The organism is Streptomyces hirsutus, assembly GCF_001418415.1.
Lineage (GTDB): Bacteria > Actinomycetota > Actinomycetes > Streptomycetales > Streptomycetaceae > Streptomyces > Streptomyces hirsutus.
On record NZ_LIQT01000330.1, the window covers coordinates 1 to 17,098 of the forward strand.

At 69.6% G+C, this 17,098-nt stretch carries 13 protein-coding genes, 3 tRNA genes and 2 pseudogenes; 5 read left to right on the top strand and 13 right to left on the bottom strand.

The genetic code is table 11. The features are described from left to right. Positions 1-57: 57 nt before the first annotated feature. From AOK11_RS23935 to AOK11_RS23965, 7 genes are all read right to left on the bottom strand, one after another. Positions 58-984 (bottom strand): glycoside hydrolase family 32 protein, encoded by a 927-nt coding sequence (locus tag AOK11_RS23935; protein ID WP_240497467.1) that lies wholly within the window; start codon positions 982-984, stop codon positions 58-60. After that, the gene (locus AOK11_RS23940) at positions 981-2,024 is read right to left on the bottom strand and encodes an ATP-binding cassette domain-containing protein (RefSeq protein WP_055595799.1); all 1,044 of its coding nucleotides are present in this window, start codon (positions 2,022-2,024) and stop codon (positions 981-983) included. The genes AOK11_RS23935 and AOK11_RS23940 overlap by 4 nt, the downstream gene beginning before the upstream one ends. Beyond that, positions 2,021-2,974, bottom strand: a complete 954-nt coding sequence (locus AOK11_RS23945; protein ID WP_055595800.1) for an ABC transporter ATP-binding protein — start codon at positions 2,972-2,974, stop codon at positions 2,021-2,023. The genes AOK11_RS23940 and AOK11_RS23945 overlap by 4 nt, the downstream gene beginning before the upstream one ends. A 3-nt stretch (positions 2,975-2,977) precedes the next feature. After that, positions 2,978-3,898 carry an ABC transporter permease gene (locus AOK11_RS23950; protein WP_055595801.1) on the bottom strand — a complete coding sequence of 307 codons (921 nt, stop codon included), beginning with the start codon at positions 3,896-3,898 and terminating at the stop codon, positions 2,978-2,980. Between the two features lie 13 nt (positions 3,899-3,911). Beyond that, positions 3,912-4,889 carry an ABC transporter permease gene (locus tag AOK11_RS23955; RefSeq protein ID WP_055595802.1) on the bottom strand — a complete coding sequence of 326 codons (978 nt, stop codon included), beginning with the start codon at positions 4,887-4,889 and terminating at the stop codon, positions 3,912-3,914. A gap of 95 nt (positions 4,890-4,984) precedes the next feature. Beyond that, positions 4,985-6,610, bottom strand: a complete 1,626-nt coding sequence (locus AOK11_RS23960; protein WP_240497468.1) for an ABC transporter substrate-binding protein — start codon at positions 6,608-6,610, stop codon at positions 4,985-4,987. A gap of 131 nt (positions 6,611-6,741) precedes the next feature. After that, the gene (locus AOK11_RS23965; RefSeq protein ID WP_055595809.1) at positions 6,742-7,734 is read right to left on the bottom strand and encodes a LacI family DNA-binding transcriptional regulator; all 993 of its coding nucleotides are present in this window, start codon (positions 7,732-7,734) and stop codon (positions 6,742-6,744) included. 227 nt (positions 7,735-7,961) lie between these two features. On the opposite strand from AOK11_RS23965, the gene AOK11_RS23970 reads away from it, so the two are divergent. Continuing rightward, the gene (locus tag AOK11_RS23970; RefSeq protein ID WP_055595804.1) at positions 7,962-8,954 is read left to right on the top strand and encodes a carbohydrate kinase family protein; all 993 of its coding nucleotides are present in this window, start codon (positions 7,962-7,964) and stop codon (positions 8,952-8,954) included. Between the two features lie 139 nt (positions 8,955-9,093). On the opposite strand, the gene AOK11_RS46235 is transcribed toward AOK11_RS23970, so the two are convergent. The 4 genes from AOK11_RS46235 to AOK11_RS23985 all read right to left on the bottom strand — a co-directional run bounded on the left by AOK11_RS46235 (position 9,094) and on the right by AOK11_RS23985 (position 10,397). Further along, positions 9,094-9,219, bottom strand: a complete 126-nt coding sequence (locus AOK11_RS46235; protein ID WP_267893674.1) for a hypothetical protein — start codon at positions 9,217-9,219, stop codon at positions 9,094-9,096. A gap of 749 nt (positions 9,220-9,968) precedes the next feature. Then, a tRNA-Ile gene (locus tag AOK11_RS23975) sits at positions 9,969-10,042 on the bottom strand. Positions 10,043-10,246: 204 nt separating this feature from the next. Then, a tRNA-Asn gene (locus AOK11_RS23980) sits at positions 10,247-10,319 on the bottom strand. A 5-nt stretch (positions 10,320-10,324) separates the two neighbouring features. Continuing rightward, positions 10,325-10,397: transfer RNA gene (locus AOK11_RS23985), tRNA-Asn, on the bottom strand. Between the two features lie 182 nt (positions 10,398-10,579). On the opposite strand from AOK11_RS23985, the gene AOK11_RS23990 reads away from it, so the two are divergent. The 4 genes from AOK11_RS23990 to AOK11_RS24005 all read left to right on the top strand — a co-directional run bounded on the left by AOK11_RS23990 (position 10,580) and on the right by AOK11_RS24005 (position 16,240). Continuing rightward, the gene (locus AOK11_RS23990; RefSeq protein ID WP_055595805.1) at positions 10,580-10,885 is read left to right on the top strand and encodes a hypothetical protein; all 306 of its coding nucleotides are present in this window, start codon (positions 10,580-10,582) and stop codon (positions 10,883-10,885) included. A gap of 84 nt (positions 10,886-10,969) precedes the next feature. Then, complete coding sequence (locus AOK11_RS23995; RefSeq protein ID WP_055595806.1) at positions 10,970-12,424, top strand: FGGY family carbohydrate kinase; 1,455 nt, start codon at positions 10,970-10,972, stop codon at positions 12,422-12,424. 154 nt (positions 12,425-12,578) lie between these two features. Beyond that, the gene (locus tag AOK11_RS24000) at positions 12,579-14,312 is read left to right on the top strand and encodes an ABC transporter ATP-binding protein (protein ID WP_055595807.1); all 1,734 of its coding nucleotides are present in this window, start codon (positions 12,579-12,581) and stop codon (positions 14,310-14,312) included. After that, positions 14,312-16,240, top strand: a complete 1,929-nt coding sequence (locus tag AOK11_RS24005; RefSeq protein ID WP_055595808.1) for an ABC transporter ATP-binding protein — start codon at positions 14,312-14,314, stop codon at positions 16,238-16,240. Before AOK11_RS24000 ends, AOK11_RS24005 begins: the two co-directional genes overlap by 1 nt. Before the next feature lie 91 nt (positions 16,241-16,331). On the opposite strand, the pseudogene AOK11_RS45310 reads toward AOK11_RS24005, so the two are convergent. Next, positions 16,332-16,494 (bottom strand): annotated as a pseudogene (locus AOK11_RS45310) (SAM-dependent methyltransferase); the annotation flags it as partial. A gap of 2 nt (positions 16,495-16,496) precedes the next feature. Beyond that, positions 16,497-17,098 (bottom strand): annotated as a pseudogene (locus AOK11_RS24010) (class I SAM-dependent methyltransferase); the annotation flags it as partial.

Consider the following 17,098-nt stretch of genomic DNA (forward strand, 5'->3'; position numbering starts at 1 on the left):
ACGGGGGCACCACCCACCACCCCCTGTACTGGACCGGCCGCTACCAGGGCGACACCTTCACCCCGACCGCCCTCCATCGCCTCGACTACGGCGGCCGCTACTTCTACGCCCCCCAGTCCACCCGTGACGAGCACGGCCGCCGTAGTCGAGGCGATGGAGGGCGGTCGGGGTGAAGGTGTCGCCCTGGTAGCGGCCGGTCCAGTACAGGGGGTGGTGGGTGGTGCCCCCGTCCCAGGCGGAGAAGACCAGCACGTCGGTGCTGCCGGCCTCCTCGTCCTCGCCGAGCCGGAAGAGGTCGACGCACTCCCACATCGTGCCGGTCCAGTCGAGCTCGCCCCGGTTCTGCGAGGCGTCGCCGGTCAGCAGGGGGCCGACGTAGCGCCAGCTGCGCAGGTCGTCGGATTCGTACAGGAAGGCCGTTCCGCCGACGCCCCGGATTCCCGAGCCCACCAGCTGACGCCACACCGTGTTCTCGCCGGAGCCCTCCCGCCAGACACAGTGGTCGCGGAAGGCCGTGATGTCGACGCCCTCCGGCGGGGCGGTGATGACCGGGTTGGCCGAGTCCTTGATCCAGTACGTCAGATCCGCCGATCCCCTGGCCACGCAAGGGAGTTCATGCTCGCCGTGCCTGCCCGAGTAGACGAGCGTGGGCACCCCCCCGTCGTCCACCAGGACACCGGACCAACAGCCGTCGCGGTCCGGGCCGTCCGAGCCTGGCACCAGGGCGACTGGCTCATCGGCCCAGTGCACGAGGTCGGTACTGGTGGCGTGGCCCCAGTGGATGCGGTGGTGGGCGGCGGCGAGCGGGTTGTACTGGTAGAAGAGGTGGTAGACGCCGTTCCAGTGACTCAGCCCGTTGGGGTCGTTGAGCCAGCCGCCGGGCGAGGTGAAGTGGAAGCGGGGGCGGTGGGGGTCGCGCAGGGCGCGCTCGGCCAGCCCCTCGGCGGTGGGACTGCCGGAGGGGAGGGTGAGGTCGTGGGTCATACGGCGGTGGTCTCCGCTTTCTCGGTGTCGTCGGTGGCCTCGCTGTCCGGCCGGTCGGTGGCCTTGAGGACGCGGCGGGCGATGTCGGAGGCGGGTGCGCGCAAGTGGCAGCGCACCCAGTGGGGCTGTCCGTCGTCTTCGCCGACGATGTGGCGGACGGGCTCGGTGCGGCTGCACGTGCCGTCGTCGCCATAGGGGCAGGACGTGGGGTTGAGGATCGCCTCGCGGAGCTTGGCGCGCTCGACGGGGTCGTAGCTGCCGGCCCGTTCGGGGTCGGGTACGGCGGACAGCAGCAGGCGGGTGTAGGGGTGGGCGGGGGCGTCCATGACGGCCAGTGCGTCGCCGCCCTCGACGAGTTCGCCGGCGAACATGACCATCGTGGTGTCGGCGAGGTAGCGGGCGGAGCCCAGGTCGTGGGTGATGTAGAGCATGGCGATGTTCCGCTCGTCGCGCAGGCGCCGCATCAGGTTGAGCACGCCGACGCGCACGGAGACGTCCAGCATCGACGTCGGTTCGTCGGCCAGGATGAGGCGCGGTTCCACCGCCAACGCGCGAGCGATGGAGACGCGCTGGCGCTGGCCGCCGGAGAGTTCGTGCGGGTAGGACTGGAGCATGTCCTCGGTCAGGCCGACCGTTTTTATCAGCTCGCGCAGCGCCTCTGGTGTGGCGGAGTGGCCGTTCAGGACAAGGGCCCGGGTGAGGAAGTGCTCGATGCGGTGGACGGGGTTGAGTGAGCCGAAGGGGTCCTGGAACACCATCTGGACCTTGCGGCGGTACGCCCGTGACGCCCGGCGCCGCTCGGTGCGCAGGACGTCCTCGCCGTCGAGCAGCACCTGTCCGGCGGAGGGCTGTTCGAGGCGGGCGAGACAGCGGGCGATGGTGGACTTGCCGCTGCCGGACTCGCCGACCAGGGCGGTGATCCGGCCGGCCGGGAGATCGAAGGAGACGTCGTTGACGGCTCGGACGCGGCGCCGGGAGAAGACGGTGCCGACCTGGAAGTCCTTGGTCAGACCGCGTACGGACAGCAGGGGCTGGGTCATCGCGGGGCTCCCTGGGCACTCTGGGCCGCCCACCGGCCGGGGGCGATCTCGCGCAGGTCGGGGATGTTCATGGAGCAGTCCGAGCGGTCCTCGGGACAGCGGACGTGGAAGCCGCAGCTGTCGGCGGTGCGCGGGGCGTCGAAGAGGCCGGTGAGTTCTTGGCGCGGGCCGGTCAGCGGTGGGAAGGCGTTCATCAGCGCCTCGGTGTAGGGGTGGAGCGGATTGGCGAACAGGTCCTTGGCGTCGGCGAGTTCGACGATCCGTCCGCCGTACATCACGCCCATGCGGTCCGACAGCTCGACCATCAGAGACATGTCGTGGGTGATGAAGAGGATGGAGAAGCCCAGCTCCCGCTGGAGGTCGCGGATCTGCGCCATGATCTCCTGCTGCACGACCACGTCGAGCGCGGTGGTCGGCTCGTCCATGATCAGCAGCCGGGGGTGGAGTGCGACGGCCATGGCGATGACGACGCGCTGGCGCATGCCGCCGGAGAGCTGGTGCGGGTACGCCTTCAGCCGCCCCGGGTCGATGCCCACCATCTGAAGCAGCTCGCCCGCCCGCTCCCGCGCGGCCCGCTTCTTCAGCTTCTCGTGGGTGGTGAAGATGTCGACGATCTGCTCGCCGATGGTCAGGACGGGGTTGAGCGAGTTCATCGCCGACTGGAAGACCATGGCGATCTCCCGCCACCGGAAGGCGCGCAGCTCGCGTGCGTCCAGGGCGAGGACGTTGCGGCCCTGGAAGCGGATGCTGCCCGCGGTGATTTCCGCCGGGGGCTTCAGCAGCCGCATCACCGCGTTGGCGATGGTCGACTTGCCGCAGCCGGATTCTCCGGCGAGGCCGAAGACCTCTCCGGCGCCGATGGAGAAGGAGACGTCGTCGGCGCCCACGACGGTGCGTCCGTCGCCGCGGTATTCGACGCGCAGGCCGTTCACCTCAAGTACGGGTTCCATGGCTCAGCCCCTCCTCTCACGGCGGGCACGGCGGCTGCGCAGCCTGGGGTTGGTGATCTCGTCGACCGCGTAGTTGACCAGCGCGAGCGCGAACGCGACGAGCGCGATGCACAGTCCGGAGGGGACGAAGGCCCACCACGTGCCGGTCATCAGCGCGCCGTCGTTGCTGGCCCAGTACAGGTTGGTGCCCCAGCTGACGACGCTGCTGTCGCCGAGGCCGAGGAACTCCAGGCCGGCCTGGGCGCCGATGCCGAAGATCACGCAGCCGAGCAGCGTGGTCATCACCACGGACGCCATGTTGGGCAGGATCTCGCGGAACATGATCCGCAGGGGGCGCTCGCCGGTGACGACGGCGGCGGCCACGAAGTCCTTGCCGCGGATCGACTTGGCCTGCGCGCGCAGGACCCGGGCCGAGCCCGCCCAGCCGGTGACGACGAGCACCAGGATCACGGTCGAGGTCCCGGGCGGCAGGAACGCGGCCAGGATGATGAGCAGCGGGAGGCCGGGCAGCAGCAGGAAGATGTTGGTGACCAGGGTCAGCGCGTCGTCCACGATACGGCCGAAGTACGCGGACGCCAGGCCGATGAGGATGGCGACGCCGGTCGCCACAAGGCCCACGGTGAAGCCGACGAAGAGGGAGCTGCGCGCACCCCACAGGGTGAGGGCGAGCACGTCCTGTCCCTTGGCGGTCGCACCCAGCCAGTGTGCGGCCGAGGGTGCCTGGCTGCCCGTGGAGTTGATGAGCGACGGGTCGCCCGGTGCCAGGACGGGCGCGAGCAGAGCCAGCAGCGCGAAGAGAGCGAGCAGGATCAGCCCGGCCAGCGCCTTCTTGCTGTCGATGAGCTGGCGCAGCAGTCCGCGCCGGCGGGACGTGCGTGCGGGGATGGTCGGCGTGGTGGCCGTCGCGATGTCGATGGCGGTCATGTCGGCAACCTCCTCAGCGGACGCGGACGCGCGGGTCGAGGCGGACGTAGACGAGGTCGACGAGGAAGTTCGCGAGCAGCACCGCGGCCGTGATCGTCAGGAAGATGCCCTGCATCAGCGGGTAGTCCAGGCCCTGGACGGCCATCAGCAGCTGGTAGCCGATGCCGGGGTAGGCGAACACGACCTCGGTGAGCAGGGCGCCGCCGATGACGAAGCCGAGCGCCATGCCGAAGTTGGTGACGGAAGGCAGCAGCGCGTTGCGGGCGGCGTAGCGGAACATGATCCGCGAGGGGCTGAGGCCCTTGGCCTCGGCCATCGTGATGTAGTCCTCGGCCGTCGTGGCGATCATGGTGTTGCGCATGCCGAGCATCCAGCCGCCGATGGAGACCAACACGATGGTCAGCGCCGGCAGCACCAGGTGGGTGGCGACGTTCGAGAGGAACTCGCCGTTGAAGCCGGGAGTCAGGCCGACGTCGTAGGCGTGCCGCATGGGGAACCAGCCGAGGCTCACCCCGAACAGGTACAGCGCGCCCATCGCCAGCCAGAAGTACGGGAACGAGCCGACGAAGATCAGCAGGGGCGGGAAGGCGGAGTCGAGGACGCCGCCGCGCCGCCAGGCGGCGACGATGCCGAGCAGGTTGCCGAGCACGGCCGCGATGACGAGCGCGACGCCGCCGAGGAGCAGGGTCCAGCCGATCTGTGAGCCGATCACGTCGGAGACCGGGGTGGGAAAGCGGGTGATGGAGATGCCGAGGTCGCCGGTGAAGACGCTTTTGACGTAGGAGACGTACTGCTCCCAGAGTGGGCGGTTGTCGAGGCCGAAGAGTTTCCGCAGCTGGGCTATCTGATCGGGCTGCATGGTGCCCTGGGCCTGCGCGAACATCCGGGAGACCGGGTCTCCCGGCATGAAGCGCGGGAGAACGAAGTTCAGGGTGATGGAGGCCCAGAAGGCGAGCAGATAGAACCCCAGGTTGCGCAGGATCAGACGCACGGGTCGTGCTCCCTGTCGGTGGGGGGTGAACGTGTGGCTCGGTGCGCGGGGGCGGCCGTCCGGGGAGGAGGGCGGCCGCCGGTCCGCGGGTGGCGTCAGCTCTTGACGGGCTTCAGCGACGTGAGCACGAGGATCGTGCTGCCGTTGCGGTTGCCGAGGGTGGCGTACGGGTTTTCCTCGGAGGGCCAGCCGGTGAAGCGGGCATCCGTGTACGCGCCCCACTCGGGGCCGGTGAACAGCGGGACGACGGGTGCGTCCTTGTCGTACAGCTCCTGCAGGCCGTTCATCTGCTCGCGCTGCGCACTCTCGTCCGTGGCGGCGGCGAAGGCGTCGATGAGCTTGTCGGCCTTCTTGTCGCCGAAGCGGTGGTAGTTCTCCGTGGCCTGCTTGCCGACCGGCTGCACCATCTTGGTCGACATCACGCCGCGGAAGTACTCGTACGGGGTGGCGCCGTTGTTGCTCCACACGATGCCGGTGTCGAACGTGCCGGTGTTGTACGACGCCGAGACCGCCGACCAGTCGGGCGTCTTCACGGTGGCGGTGATGCCGACCTTCGCGAGGTTCTGCTTGATGATGTTGGCGACCGAGATCCAGTCGGAGGAGGCCGAGCCGACGGAGATGTCGAGCGTGAAGTCCTTGCCGTTCTTCAGCTTCCGCTTGCCGCCGCTCTCCTTGTAGCCGGCCGCGTCAAAGGCCTTGGCCGCCGCGTCGGTGTCGTACTTCGTCCAGGTGCAGGACGCGGCGAGCAAGGTGTCACGCCACTTGTCGTACGTGCGGGCCAGGCCCGTGCAGTCGGCGGGTTCGGCGTAGCCGTTCATCGCGACCTTGGTGATCTGGTCGCGGTCGACGGCCATGCTGAGGGCCTTGCGCACCGCCGGGTCGTCGAAGGGCGCCTTGGTGGTGTTCAGCTGCCAGTTGATCATGGCGCCGGTGGCCGGGAACCAGTAGTGGTTGTGCTTCTTGTCCTTGGCGACGAAGGACTTCTCGATGTCCGGGATGAACGACTGCGTCCAGTCCACCTCACCGTTGGTGAAGGCGATGTTGGCGCTGTCGTTGCCGGAGAAGGCGAGCATCTGGATACCGGCGATCCGCTGTTTGTCCGGCTGCCAGTAGTCGGGGTTCTTGCGCAGCTCGTACGACTGGCTCTGGAACTTCTCGATCTTGGTGTACGGGCCGGTGCCGACCGGGTTCGGGTTGGTGAACTTCGCCGGGTCCTTCACCTTGGACCAGATGTGCTTCGGCAGGATGTAGTGGCCGCTGATCTCGTAGAAGGCGGTCGAGAACGCCTTGTTGAAGGAGAACTTCACCGTGTGGGCATCGACCGCGGTGACCTTGTCCAGGTAGTCGAAGCCGCCGAGCACCTTCTTCTGGAGCTCGAAGGTGTAGACGACGTCGTCGGCGGTGAGCGCCTGGCCGTCCGACCACTTGACGCCCTCGCGCAGCGTGAAGGTGAGGGACTTGCCGTCCTTGGCCTGCTCCCACTTGGTGGCCAGCCACGGCGTGTCCTTGGCGTCCGCCATGCTGTGCACCGCCAGCGGCTCGTAGACCGCCTGCAGGGTCATGGGGGCGGCCTGCGGGGAGAGCGGGTTGAAGTTGCGCGTGAACGTCGCCAGATCCTCGCGCGGGATGGTGAGCAGCTGGTTGCCGGAGGTGTCACCGGCGCCGGAGGTGCCCGAGCCACCCGTACAGGCGGACAGGACCAGGGCCGCGGCGGCGGTCACGGTGACCGCTCTCAGGACGGCTCGGGGCCGCCGTGAAGGTATGCGGGAGGGTGCCATAATGGAGACTCTTTTCCTCTCTTCAACACACAGGGCGAAGACGGGATGGGATTCCTCGGCGGACTGATTAGCGGTCAGACCGACGAGCGTTCGAGCAGCGGGCAGTCGATCGTCACCTGACGGGTGTCGAGCGGCTGCCCCGCTGCGAGAGCGGCGAGCATGTCGATGCCCTTGGTGCCCATGGCCTCGAAGGGCAGGGCGAGCGTCGTCAGCTTCGGCCGCAGATAGGCGGCGATGAGTTCCTGGTTGTCGAACCCCACCACGGCCACGTCGTGCGGGATGCGCAGCCCACGTTCCTTGATCGCGTCGTACGCGCCCATCGCCATCCGGTCGTTTCCGCAGAACAGCGCGGTCGGCCGGTCGCCGGCCGGGCGGTCAAGGAGTTCGCAGGCGGCGGTATAGGCGCTGTCCGCGGTGGCCCAGCCGGGGACGACGAGGGAGGGGTCGGGGGTGATCCCGGCCTCGCGCAGGGCACGTTCGTACCCCTCGCGCCTGCCGATGGCCGCCGGGATCGCCGGGTCGAGGTTGATGAACCCGATGCGGGTGTGACCGGCGTCCAGGAGCCGGCGGGTCGCCTTGTAACCGCCCGACACCTCGTCGGGCAGGATGCACGGCAGCTCACCTTCCGCGTCGTAGCAGTTGACGAGCACCGTCGGCACCTCCCGGGCGGCCTTGGGGAGCGTGACGGCCCGGTGCCAGGTCGTGGCGTACAGGAGCCCTTCCACCCGGTGTTCCAGCATCTGGTCGAGCGCGGCGGCCTCCTGGGCGGGGTCGCCCTCGCTCGCGGCGATCAGCAGGAACCTCCGATCGCCCCAGGCGCGGCTCTGCGCACCCGTGATCACCTCGGTCGCGAAGGGGCCGGTCACGATCTCGGTGATCAGCCCGAACCACCCGCTGCGGTTCGCGGCCAGCGCCCGCGCCCCGGCGTTGGGCCGGTAGCCGAGCTCGTCGATCGCCTCCAGGATCCGCCGACGGGTCTCCTCGGGGATGGCGGCGCCGGGCTTGTCGTTGAGGACGAAGGAGACGGTGGTCCGCGAGACACCCGCGTGGCGCGCCACATCGCTCATGGTCACGCGATGCGTCCTGTTCGTGGCCACTTCCAGTCCCTTTCGGCCGTCCGGCGGTGAGACAGCACCTCCGGTTTCGCGCTTTAATAACGCGCGTTACTTCCGTGTGGCAGGGAAGTTACGTGCGTCTTGAGCGGCATGTCAATACCTGCGCATGGGCCGCATCAGGCCACCGGCCCGGTGCCCTTCACCCCCCGCGCTCTTCCCGAGAGAGGCAAACAACCACCATGGCCCGACCCCAGGCCCCCAGCAGCGTCACCGTCCTCGGCGAGTGCGTCGCCGACGCCTTCACCGACCCCGCCCGGTCCAGCTCCGATGAACTCGCGCTGCGCGCCCTGCCCGGTGGCGGCCCCGCCAACACCGCCGTCGCCCTCGCCCGGCTCGGTACCCGGACTCGTTTCCTCGGGCGGTTCTCCCACGACGTCTTCGGCGCCCTCTTCCATGCCCGCCTCAGTGCCTCCGGCGTCGACCTGACCGGCAGCGTGACCGCCGCCCCCGAGCCCAGCACCCTCGCCGTCGCCGACCTCGACGACTCCGGCCAGGCCACCTACACGTTCTATGCCGACAGCGCCGCCGACTGGCAGTGGACCGACGACGAACTCGCCGGCGCCCGGCTGGACGATGCGGCCTGCCTGCACACTGGCTCCCTGGCGCTGATGCAGCAGCCCGGCGGCAGCCGCATCGAGGACAATCTCGCCAGGGCGCGCGAGCACGTCACCGTGTCCATCGACCCCAACGTCCGGCCCCTGCTCGTATCGCCCTCCGTCTACCGCGAACGGCTTCCCCGCTGGTGCGCCCTCGCCGACATCCTTCGCCTCAGCGAGGACGACCTCGCGCTGCTCCTGCCCGGCGTCGGCCCTGAGGAGGCGTGCGACACCTGGCATGCCGCCGGCGCGCGCCTCGTCGTCATCACCTTCGGCGGGCGCGGCGCCCTTGCCTCCCTAGACGGCCTCCGCGTCACCGTCCCAGCCCCGGCCGTGGACGTTGTGGACACCGTCGGCGCCGGGGACTCCTTCACTGCGGGCCTGCTCCACCGCCTCGCCGCCCTCGGACACCTTGGCGGGCGACTCGACGCACTGAGCCTCGAGGACGTCACCGACTCCTGCTCCTTCGCCGCTCACGTGGCCGCCGTGACCTGTTCCGTCCACGGCGCGAACCCGCCCTGGGTGGACGAAGCGGCGATGGAGGCCGGCGTGGAACAGCTCCTGCCGCATGCCTGAACGTGGCATGCCCGTTCCCGCAGACAGGACTGCGGGAACGGGCGTCGAATCCACACGGCCGGCACCCCGTACGCGCTGTTGCCATGGCGTCGTCATGGTTGCGGAGCCGCAGAGCCGGGGAGCCGAGCGGTGCTTGAGATCAGGTGCGGCTCTCAGTGAGGTCTGCCAGCTCGGCCTGGATGCGGTCGGCCTCCTCGCGCAGTTCGTCGACCCGACGGCGAGCTGCGAGCTCGTGCTGTTCCAGCAGTCCGACAACCGACGGCATCCGCGACCTCCCGGGGAGCGACGACACGACAGGCCATGGCTCCCACGGAATCACCGACCCGCCTGACCAGCGGAGATACCGTCCTCAAGTCCGGAAAGACAACAGCTTCACGACTTCTTCGGCCGCCTTGCCTTCTCCCCGGACACCGGCACCCTCGCCGTGCTCACCGCGCGAGCGGAGGTGATCCATCTGAGACGCGTTAGTCGAAGCCGCCGGCCGTCACACCGACAGTGACCGGGCATCGGAACATACTCAGTTGCCGGCGGTCCGTAACCTGAGCAGCTGGACGAGACCCGTCTTCGACCGCCCCGACGTCCTGACCACATGAACCACGGAGCACCACACGAGAGGACCGAGTGACCGCTCGGGGCCGTTTCCTCTTGGGGCAGTTCCTGGCGCCCACCGGCCATCACCACGACGCACACTCTCGCGCGCCGCACACCCAGACGGCCACCACGTCGAACGTCTCGACCCACCTGCGCCGACCGGAGCACAGGATCATCGATAACACTGTCCTCGTTACCAGCGGCCTCAGGATGGCCTCAATTCATGGCCCTACGCAGCGCGGCCCAGCAGAACACGTCTCCTTGGCTACGCACCTACGCGCATTCGTGCAGGTCAGAAGGCCACCAGCTGTCGCAGACCGAGCCGCCCCCAAACTCACGAGCAGCGGATTCAGTCCGTTCAGGCAAAGTTGACGCTCCGACAGCCAAAAAAGAACGTTTCCGCAGGTCAGAGACCTGTATAGGTGGGGCGGGTGGGACTCGAACCCACGGCCGACGGATTATGAGTCCGTTGCTCTAACCGGCTGAGCTACCGCCCCAAGCGGCGTGTCGCGCACAGGTGTGCGTGCCGTCTGCCGCAGCATAGCCGCTCATACGATCTCCTGCCTCGATGATCGACTAGGCATGGGCCCCCTTCGCGACCCCGAGGGCTGCCTCCGGGCCCGCCCGGTCCCTCCAGGCGGTCGACCAGGACGCGAACCGGGCATGAAAAAGGACCCCCCAGGGGGTCCTCGTTCAGCATGCTCCCCCGACTGGACTCGAACCAGTAACCTGCCGGTTAACAGCCGGCTGCTCTGCCAATTGAGCTACGGAGGACCGAGCTCCCCCGACTGGACTCGAACCAGTAACCTGCCGGTTAACAGCCGGCTGCTCTGCCAATTGAGCTACGGAGGAATGCCTCGTCTGCATCGAACGCACCCACCTGGGTATTCGCCAGGGGGCGCGCGCTCTCTGCGACACATACATTAGCGCAAGCAGGGGGGTGCTTCGCCAATCGGTACTCTCCGGCCCCGTCGCCGCAACCGGAGAGCCGCGCAGACCCGCACGCAGTCCTACACAACGGAAGGGTGGCCGCCATGCGTTACCGGCTCACGTTCGTCACCGGAGTCGTCCTGGGTTACGTGCTGGGCACGAGGGCCGGACGCGAGCGCTACGAGCAGTTGAAGAAGTCGGCTCAGCGGTTCGCGCAGAACCCCGCCGTGCGCAACACCGCGGAGACCGCGGCGCAGCAGGGCCGGGACATCGCGGGCCGGGCGTACCACGTGGTGAGTGACAAGGTGGGCGACCGGATGCCCGACTCGGTGACCCAGCGGGTGCGCACCCTGCGCGAGCGCACCTCGCAGGGCGCCGGCGAGGACGACTGGGGGACGAGCAACACCTGACCGGGACACCGGTGGCACCCGGCGGAAAGCCCCCGGCGGACCGGCCCGGCGTCACGATGTCGCCGGGTACGGCAGAATTTGGCCATGGGGATAGTCGCCGGGTTGGACAGTGCGCCCGATTTCACTCGCATCGTCGTCTGTGACGCGGACAGCGGAACCGTGCTCAAACAGGGGTATGCGCCGCACCCGGTGGACCATGCCCAGGGCGCGGGCCGTCCGTCCGACGTCGATCCGCAGAACTGGTTGCTGTCGCTGGGCGAGGCGGCGGGCGGCGGCCTGCTCGAGGGCGTGCAGGCCATCGGGGTCTCCGCGCAGGCGAACGCGCTGGTGCCGCTGGACTCCCAGGGCAACACCGTGCGGCCCGCCATGGTCGGTACCGACAAGCGGATCCAGGTCGCGGCGGCCGATCTGATCGACGCGCTCGGCGGCCGTGAGGCGTGGGCGCAGGCGGTGGGCAGCGTTCCGCAGGCGGCGCACCCGGTGACGAAGCTGCGCTGGCTGGCCCGTACGGAGCCCGAGAACGCGGCGCGCACCGCCGTGCTGCTCCAGGCCCACGACTGGCTGGTGTGGCAGCTCCTGGGCCGTCCGGTGCGCCGGACCACCGACCGGGGCGGCGCGTCCGGAACCGGCTACTGGGCGGCGGCGACCGGGAATTACCGAGCCGATCTGGTGGAGCTGGCGCTCGGGCACCAGACCATGCTGCCGGAGGTGATCGGCCCGGCCGACGCGGCCGGTGCCACGCCGGAGGGGCTGCTGATCTCCGCGGGTACCGGGGAGACGATGGCGGCGGCGTTCGGGCTGGGGATCGGGCTGGGCGACGCGGTGGTGTCGCTGGGCGCGTCCGGTTCGGTCATGGCGGTCCACCCCGAGGCGCTCTACGACCCGTACGGCATGGTCACCGCGCTCGCGGACGCCACCGGCATGCATCTGCCCGTCGTCACCACGCTGAACGCGGTACGGGCCCTGCGCGGGACCGCGGAACTGCTCGGGCTGCCCGATCTGGAGAGCCTGTCCGACCTGGCGATGAAGTCGACGCCGGGTTCGCACGGGCTGGTGCTACTGCCCTATCTGGAGGGCGAGCGGACGCCGAATCTGCCGCACACCGCCGGGACCCTGTCGGGGCTGCGGCGGGAGTCGATGAAGCCGGAGCACCTGGCGCGGGCCGCGTTCGAGGGCATGCTGTGCGGGCTCGCGGACGCGCTGGACGTGATGCGCGGCCGGGGCGTGGAGGTCCGGCGGGTGTTCCTGCTGGGGCAGGCCGCGGAGCTGCCCGCCGTGCAGGCGGCGGCGCCCTCGCTGTTCGGGGCGCAGGTGGTGGTGCCGCAGCCCGCGGACTACGCGGCGATCGGCGCCGCCCGGCAGGCGGCGTGGGCGCTGGGGGTGTCCCAGGGCGTCCTCGACCCGCGGACGCCGCCCGTCTGGCAGGGCCCGGTGGCGCAGGTGCTGGAGCCGGGCGACGACCTGGCGGTGGGGCAGGCGGTGCGCCAGCAGTTCGTGTCGGTGCGCGAGCAGACCCATCCGGGGGCGTTCCGAATGTGACCGGCCGGGCGACGGGCGGTGCGTGCCGCCCGTCGGCCCGTGGAACGGCGCGTGGTTCCGCGGATTAAATCGGTTGAGGTAACGCGGGTGGAGTGTCCGACGATAGGGGCCAGGGGCAACCATTGGCTCCCGCCGACCACCCGAGAGACTCAGCGTGCTGATACGACTGCTGCGGACTCATCTGAGGCCGTACAAAAGACCCATCGTCCTTCTGGTGCTGCTGCAGTTCCTGCAGACCTGCGCCACGCTCTACCTTCCCACCCTCAACGCCGACATCATCGACGACGGTGTCGTCAAGGGGGACACCGGCTACATCCTGTCCTACGGCGCCCTGATGATCGGCATCTCGCTGGCGCAGGTCGTGTGCAACGTCGGTGCCGTGTACTACGGCGCCCGGACCGCGGCGGCGGTGGGGCGGGACGTGCGGGGGGCCGTCTTCGACCGGGTGCAGTCCTTCTCCGCGCGTGAGGTCGGCCACTTCGGCGCCCCCTCGCTCATCACCCGTACGACGAACGACGTCCAGCAGATCCAGATGCTGGCGCTGATGACGTGCACACTGATGGTGTCGGCGCCCATCATGTGTCTGGGCGGCATCGTGCTGGCGCTCGGTCTGGACGTGCCGCTGTCCGGGGTGCTGGTCGCGGTGGTGCCGGTGCTGGGCGTCTCGGTGACACTGATCGTGCGGCGGCTGCGTCCGCTGTTCCGGTCCATGCAGGAGCGGCTCGACACGGTGAACCGGGTGCTGCGCGAGCAGATCACCGGCAACCGGGTGATCCGGGCGTTCGTCCGGGACGCGTACGAGCAGCGGCGGTTCGGGAAGGCCAACGCCGAGCTGACCGACGTGGCGCTGGGCACCGGCAACCTGCTGGCGTTGATGTTCCCCGTGGTGATGACGGTGGTGAACCTGTCGTCGATCGCGGTGGTGTGGTTCGGCGCGCACCGGATCGACAGCGGGGGCATGCAGATCGGCGACCTGACCGCGTTCCTCGCCTACCTGATGCAGATCGTCATGTCCGTGATGATGGCCACCTTCATGTTCATGATGGTCCCGCGGGCCGAGGTGTGCGCCGAGCGCATCCAGGAGGTGCTGGACACCTCCTCCAGCGTCGTGCCGCCCGTCGCGCCCGTCACCGAGCTGCCCCGGCACGGCCATCTGGAGATCCGGGGCGGCGGTTTCCGCTTCCCGGGTGCCGAGGAGCCGGTGCTGAAGTCGGTCGACCTGGTGGCCCGTCCGGGCGAGGTCACCGCCGTCATCGGTTCGACCGGCAGCGGCAAGTCGACGCTGCTCGGGCTGGTCCCCCGGCTGTTCGACGCGACCGAGGGCGAGGTCCTCGTGGACGGCGTGCCCGTCGCGGACCTCGATCCGGCGCTGCTCGCGAGGACGGTCGGGATGGTGCCGCAGAAGCCGTACCTGTTCGCGGGGACGGTGGCGACGAATCTGCGGTACGGGCATCCGGACGCCACGGACGACGCGTTGTGGCACGCGCTGGAGGTGGCGCAGGCCAGGGAGTTCGTCGAGCGGCTGGAGGGCGGGCTGGACGCGCCGATCGCGCAGGGCGGCACCAACGTGTCCGGCGGCCAGCGCCAGCGGCTCGCGATCGCGCGGACGCTGGTGCAGCGCCCCGAGATCTATCTGTTCGACGACTCCTTCTCCGCGCTCGACTACGCGACCGACGCGGCGCTGCGCGGGGCGCTGGCCGAGGAGACCGCCGAGGCGACGGTGGTGATCGTCGCCCAGCGGGTGTCGACCATCCGCGACGCCGACCGGATCGTGGTCCTGGACGAGGGCCGGGTCGCCGGTACCGGCCGGCATCACGAACTGATGGCGGACAACGAGACCTACCGGGAGATCGTGCTCTCCCAGCTGACGGAAGCGGAGGCCGCCTGATGGCCGGGGCCATGGCGCGGGCCGGGGCCGGGACGGGCCCCAACCACCAGTCGCTGCATTTCAAGGAGTCGGGCAAACGGCTCATCGCGCGGTTCGGGCCGGAACGCCTGACCATCTACGGGCTGTTGGCCTGCGTGGTGCTGAGCGTGGGGTTCAGCGTGATCGGGCCGAAGATCCTCGGCCTGGCGACCGACCTGGTCTTCGCGGGCATCGTCGGACGGGACATGCCGGCCGGGGCCACCAAGGAGCAGGTGCTGGAGTCGATGCGGGAGCGCGGCGAGGGCGGTGTCGCGGACATGCTCCGCAGCACCGACTTCACGCCGGGCGAGGGCATCGACTTCACGGCCGTGGGCAACGTCCTGCTGTTCGCGCTGGCGGTGTTCGTGGCCGCCGGTCTGCTGATGGCGGTGGCGACGCGGCTGGTGAACGGGGCCGTGAACCGCACCATGTACCGGATGCGCGAGGACGTGCAGACGAAGTTGTCGCGGCTGCCCCTGTCGTACTTCGACAAGCGGCAGCGCGGTGAGGTGCTGAGCCGGGCGACCAACGACATCGACAACCTCGGGCAGACGCTCCAGCAGACGATGGGCCAGCTGATCAACTCGCTGCTGACCGTCGTCGGGGTGCTGGCGATGATGTTCTACGTGTCCTGGATCCTGGCGCTGGTCGCGCTGGTGACCGTGCCGCTGTCGTTCGTGGTCGCCACCCGCGTGGGCAAGCGGTCGCAGCCGCACTTCGTGCAGCAGTGGCGCACGACGGGCACGCTCAACGCGCACATCGAGGAGATGTACACCGGGCACACCCTGGTGAAGGTGTTCGGACGGCAGGAGGAGTCGGCGAAGCGGTTCGCCGAGGAGAACGAGGCACTGTACGAGGCCGGTTTCAAGGCGCAGTTCAACAGCGGCGTCATGCAGCCGCTGATGCTCTTCGTGTCGAACCTCAACTATGTGCTGGTGGCGGTCGTCGGCGGGCTGCGGGTCGCGTCGGGTTCGCTGTCCATCGGCGACGTGCAGGCGTTCATCCAGTACTCGCGGCAGTTCTCGATGCCGCTGACGCAGGTCGCCTCGATGGCGAACCTGGTGCAGTCGGGTGTCGCGTCGGCGGAGCGGGTCTTCGAGCTGCTCGACGCCGACGAGCAGTCGGCCGACGTCTCGCCGGCCGAGAAGCCGGCCGAGCTGCGCGGGCGGGTGGCGCTGGAGCGGGTGTCGTTCCGGTACGCCCCGGAGAAGCCGCTGATCGAGGATCTGTCGCTCACGGTGGAGCCGGGGCACACGGTCGCGATCGTCGGCCCGACCGGTGCCGGCAAGACGACGCTGGTGAACCTGTTGATGCGGTTCTACGAGGTGTCCGGCGGGCGCATCACGCTCGACGGCGTCGACATAGCGCGCATGTCCCGGGACGAACTGCGGTCCAGGATCGGCATGGTGCTCCAGGACACCTGGCTGTTCGGCGGCACCATCGCGGAGAACATCGCGTACGGCGCCTCGCGGAAGGTCACCCGGGAGGAAATCGAGGAGGCGGCGCGGGCGGCCCACGCCGACCGGTTCGTCCGCACCCTGCCGGACGGGTACGACACGGTGATCGACGACGAGGGCAGCGGGGTGAGCGCCGGTGAGAAGCAGCTCATCACCATCGCGCGGGCGTTCCTGTCCGACCCGGTGATCCTGGTGCTGGACGAGGCGACGAGTTCCGTGGACACCCGTACCGAGGTGCTGATCCAGAAGGGGATGGCCGAACTGGCGCACGGGCGTACGTCGTTCGTCATCGCGCACCGGCTCTCCACGATCCGGGACGCGGACACGATCCTCGTCATGGAGAACGGTTCGATCGTCGAGCAGGGTTCCCACGAGAAGTTGCTGGCGGCGGGCGGAGCCTACGCCCGCCTGTACCGGGCGCAGTTCGCGCAGGCGGCGGTGGAGGTCGACTGACGGTCGCCTCGCGCGCCACGGCGGGCTTGCCGTGGCGCGCGAGGCGATTACTCCCGCACGTGGCGGCCTGCCGTTCGCGGTGGCCGGTCGGTCAGTTCTCGCGTCGTGCGGCCCAGACCGTGCGCTCGGTGCGCACGGCGAGGTCGTCGCGGCGCAGGATGCTGTGGGGGCCGTCGGTGTCGAGCAGTCGGTCGAGCGCGGCGAGATCCTGGGGCGGGAGTGCGTCGGCGACGCTGCGGCGCATGCGCCGCAGGNNTTCGGTCCCCAGTCGGCGCCGCGGTGGGACACGTGCTCGGCGTGGAAGCGCTCGCTCGCGGTGTGGCAGCGTTCTTCCAGGCCGGGCCGGTCTTCGGGGGCGTTTTCGGGCAGGAAGCGGGGGAAGCCGGCCAGCTCCACGACGGCGAACAGTCCGCCGGGGGCGAGCAGGTCGTGGACCTTGCGCAGGACGCGGTCGGGGTCGGCCATGTGGTGCATCGAGGCCGAGGCCCACACCAGGTCCGGTGTGCCGAGGTCGGGCCAGCCGGTGTCGTCGAGGTCGGCCCGTACGGCGAGGACACGTCCCTCCGCTCCCCGGGCGCGTGCCTTCCGGCTCAGGCGCTGGAGGTGACCGGCCGAGGAGTCGACCGCGGTGATCCGCGCGTCGGGGAAGCGGTCGAGGAGGGCGAAGGTGCCGGCCCCCGTCCCGCAGCCCAGGTCCACGATCCGGTGAGGGGGCGCTTGGACCGACAGCCACGTGGTGACGGCGGCGATGTGCTCGGCGAGGACTTCCGCGTCCAGGTCGAGGATCTCCGCCTCGTCGTCGGTGTCGTGCTGGTGCTGGTCCTGGTGACGGTGGGGGTGGGGGGATGCATGCGGGTG

What these genes read in the sequence shown, in the direction of transcription:
- AOK11_RS23935 (WP_240497467.1), bottom strand. Translation starts at nt 984, where the DNA reads ATGACCCACGACCTCACCCTCCCCTCCGGCAGTCCCACCGCCGAGGGG.
- AOK11_RS23940 (WP_055595799.1), bottom strand. Translation starts at nt 2,024, where the DNA reads ATGACCCAGCCCCTGCTGTCCGTACGCGGTCTGACCAAGGACTTCCAG.
- AOK11_RS23945 (WP_055595800.1), bottom strand. Translation starts at nt 2,974, where the DNA reads ATGGAACCCGTACTTGAGGTGAACGGCCTGCGCGTCGAATACCGCGGC.
- AOK11_RS23950 (WP_055595801.1), bottom strand. Translation starts at nt 3,898, where the DNA reads ATGACCGCCATCGACATCGCGACGGCCACCACGCCGACCATCCCCGCA.
- AOK11_RS23965 (WP_055595809.1), bottom strand. Translation starts at nt 7,734, where the DNA reads ATGAGCGATGTGGCGCGCCACGCGGGTGTCTCGCGGACCACCGTCTCC.
- AOK11_RS23970 (WP_055595804.1), top strand. Translation starts at nt 7,962, where the DNA reads ATGGCCCGACCCCAGGCCCCCAGCAGCGTCACCGTCCTCGGCGAGTGC.
- AOK11_RS46235 (WP_267893674.1), bottom strand. Translation starts at nt 9,219, where the DNA reads ATGCCGTCGGTTGTCGGACTGCTGGAACAGCACGAGCTCGCAGCTCGC.
- AOK11_RS23990 (WP_055595805.1), top strand. Translation starts at nt 10,580, where the DNA reads ATGCGTTACCGGCTCACGTTCGTCACCGGAGTCGTCCTGGGTTACGTG.
- AOK11_RS23995 (WP_055595806.1), top strand. Translation starts at nt 10,970, where the DNA reads ATGGGGATAGTCGCCGGGTTGGACAGTGCGCCCGATTTCACTCGCATC.
- AOK11_RS24005 (WP_055595808.1), top strand. Translation starts at nt 14,312, where the DNA reads ATGGCCGGGGCCATGGCGCGGGCCGGGGCCGGGACGGGCCCCAACCAC.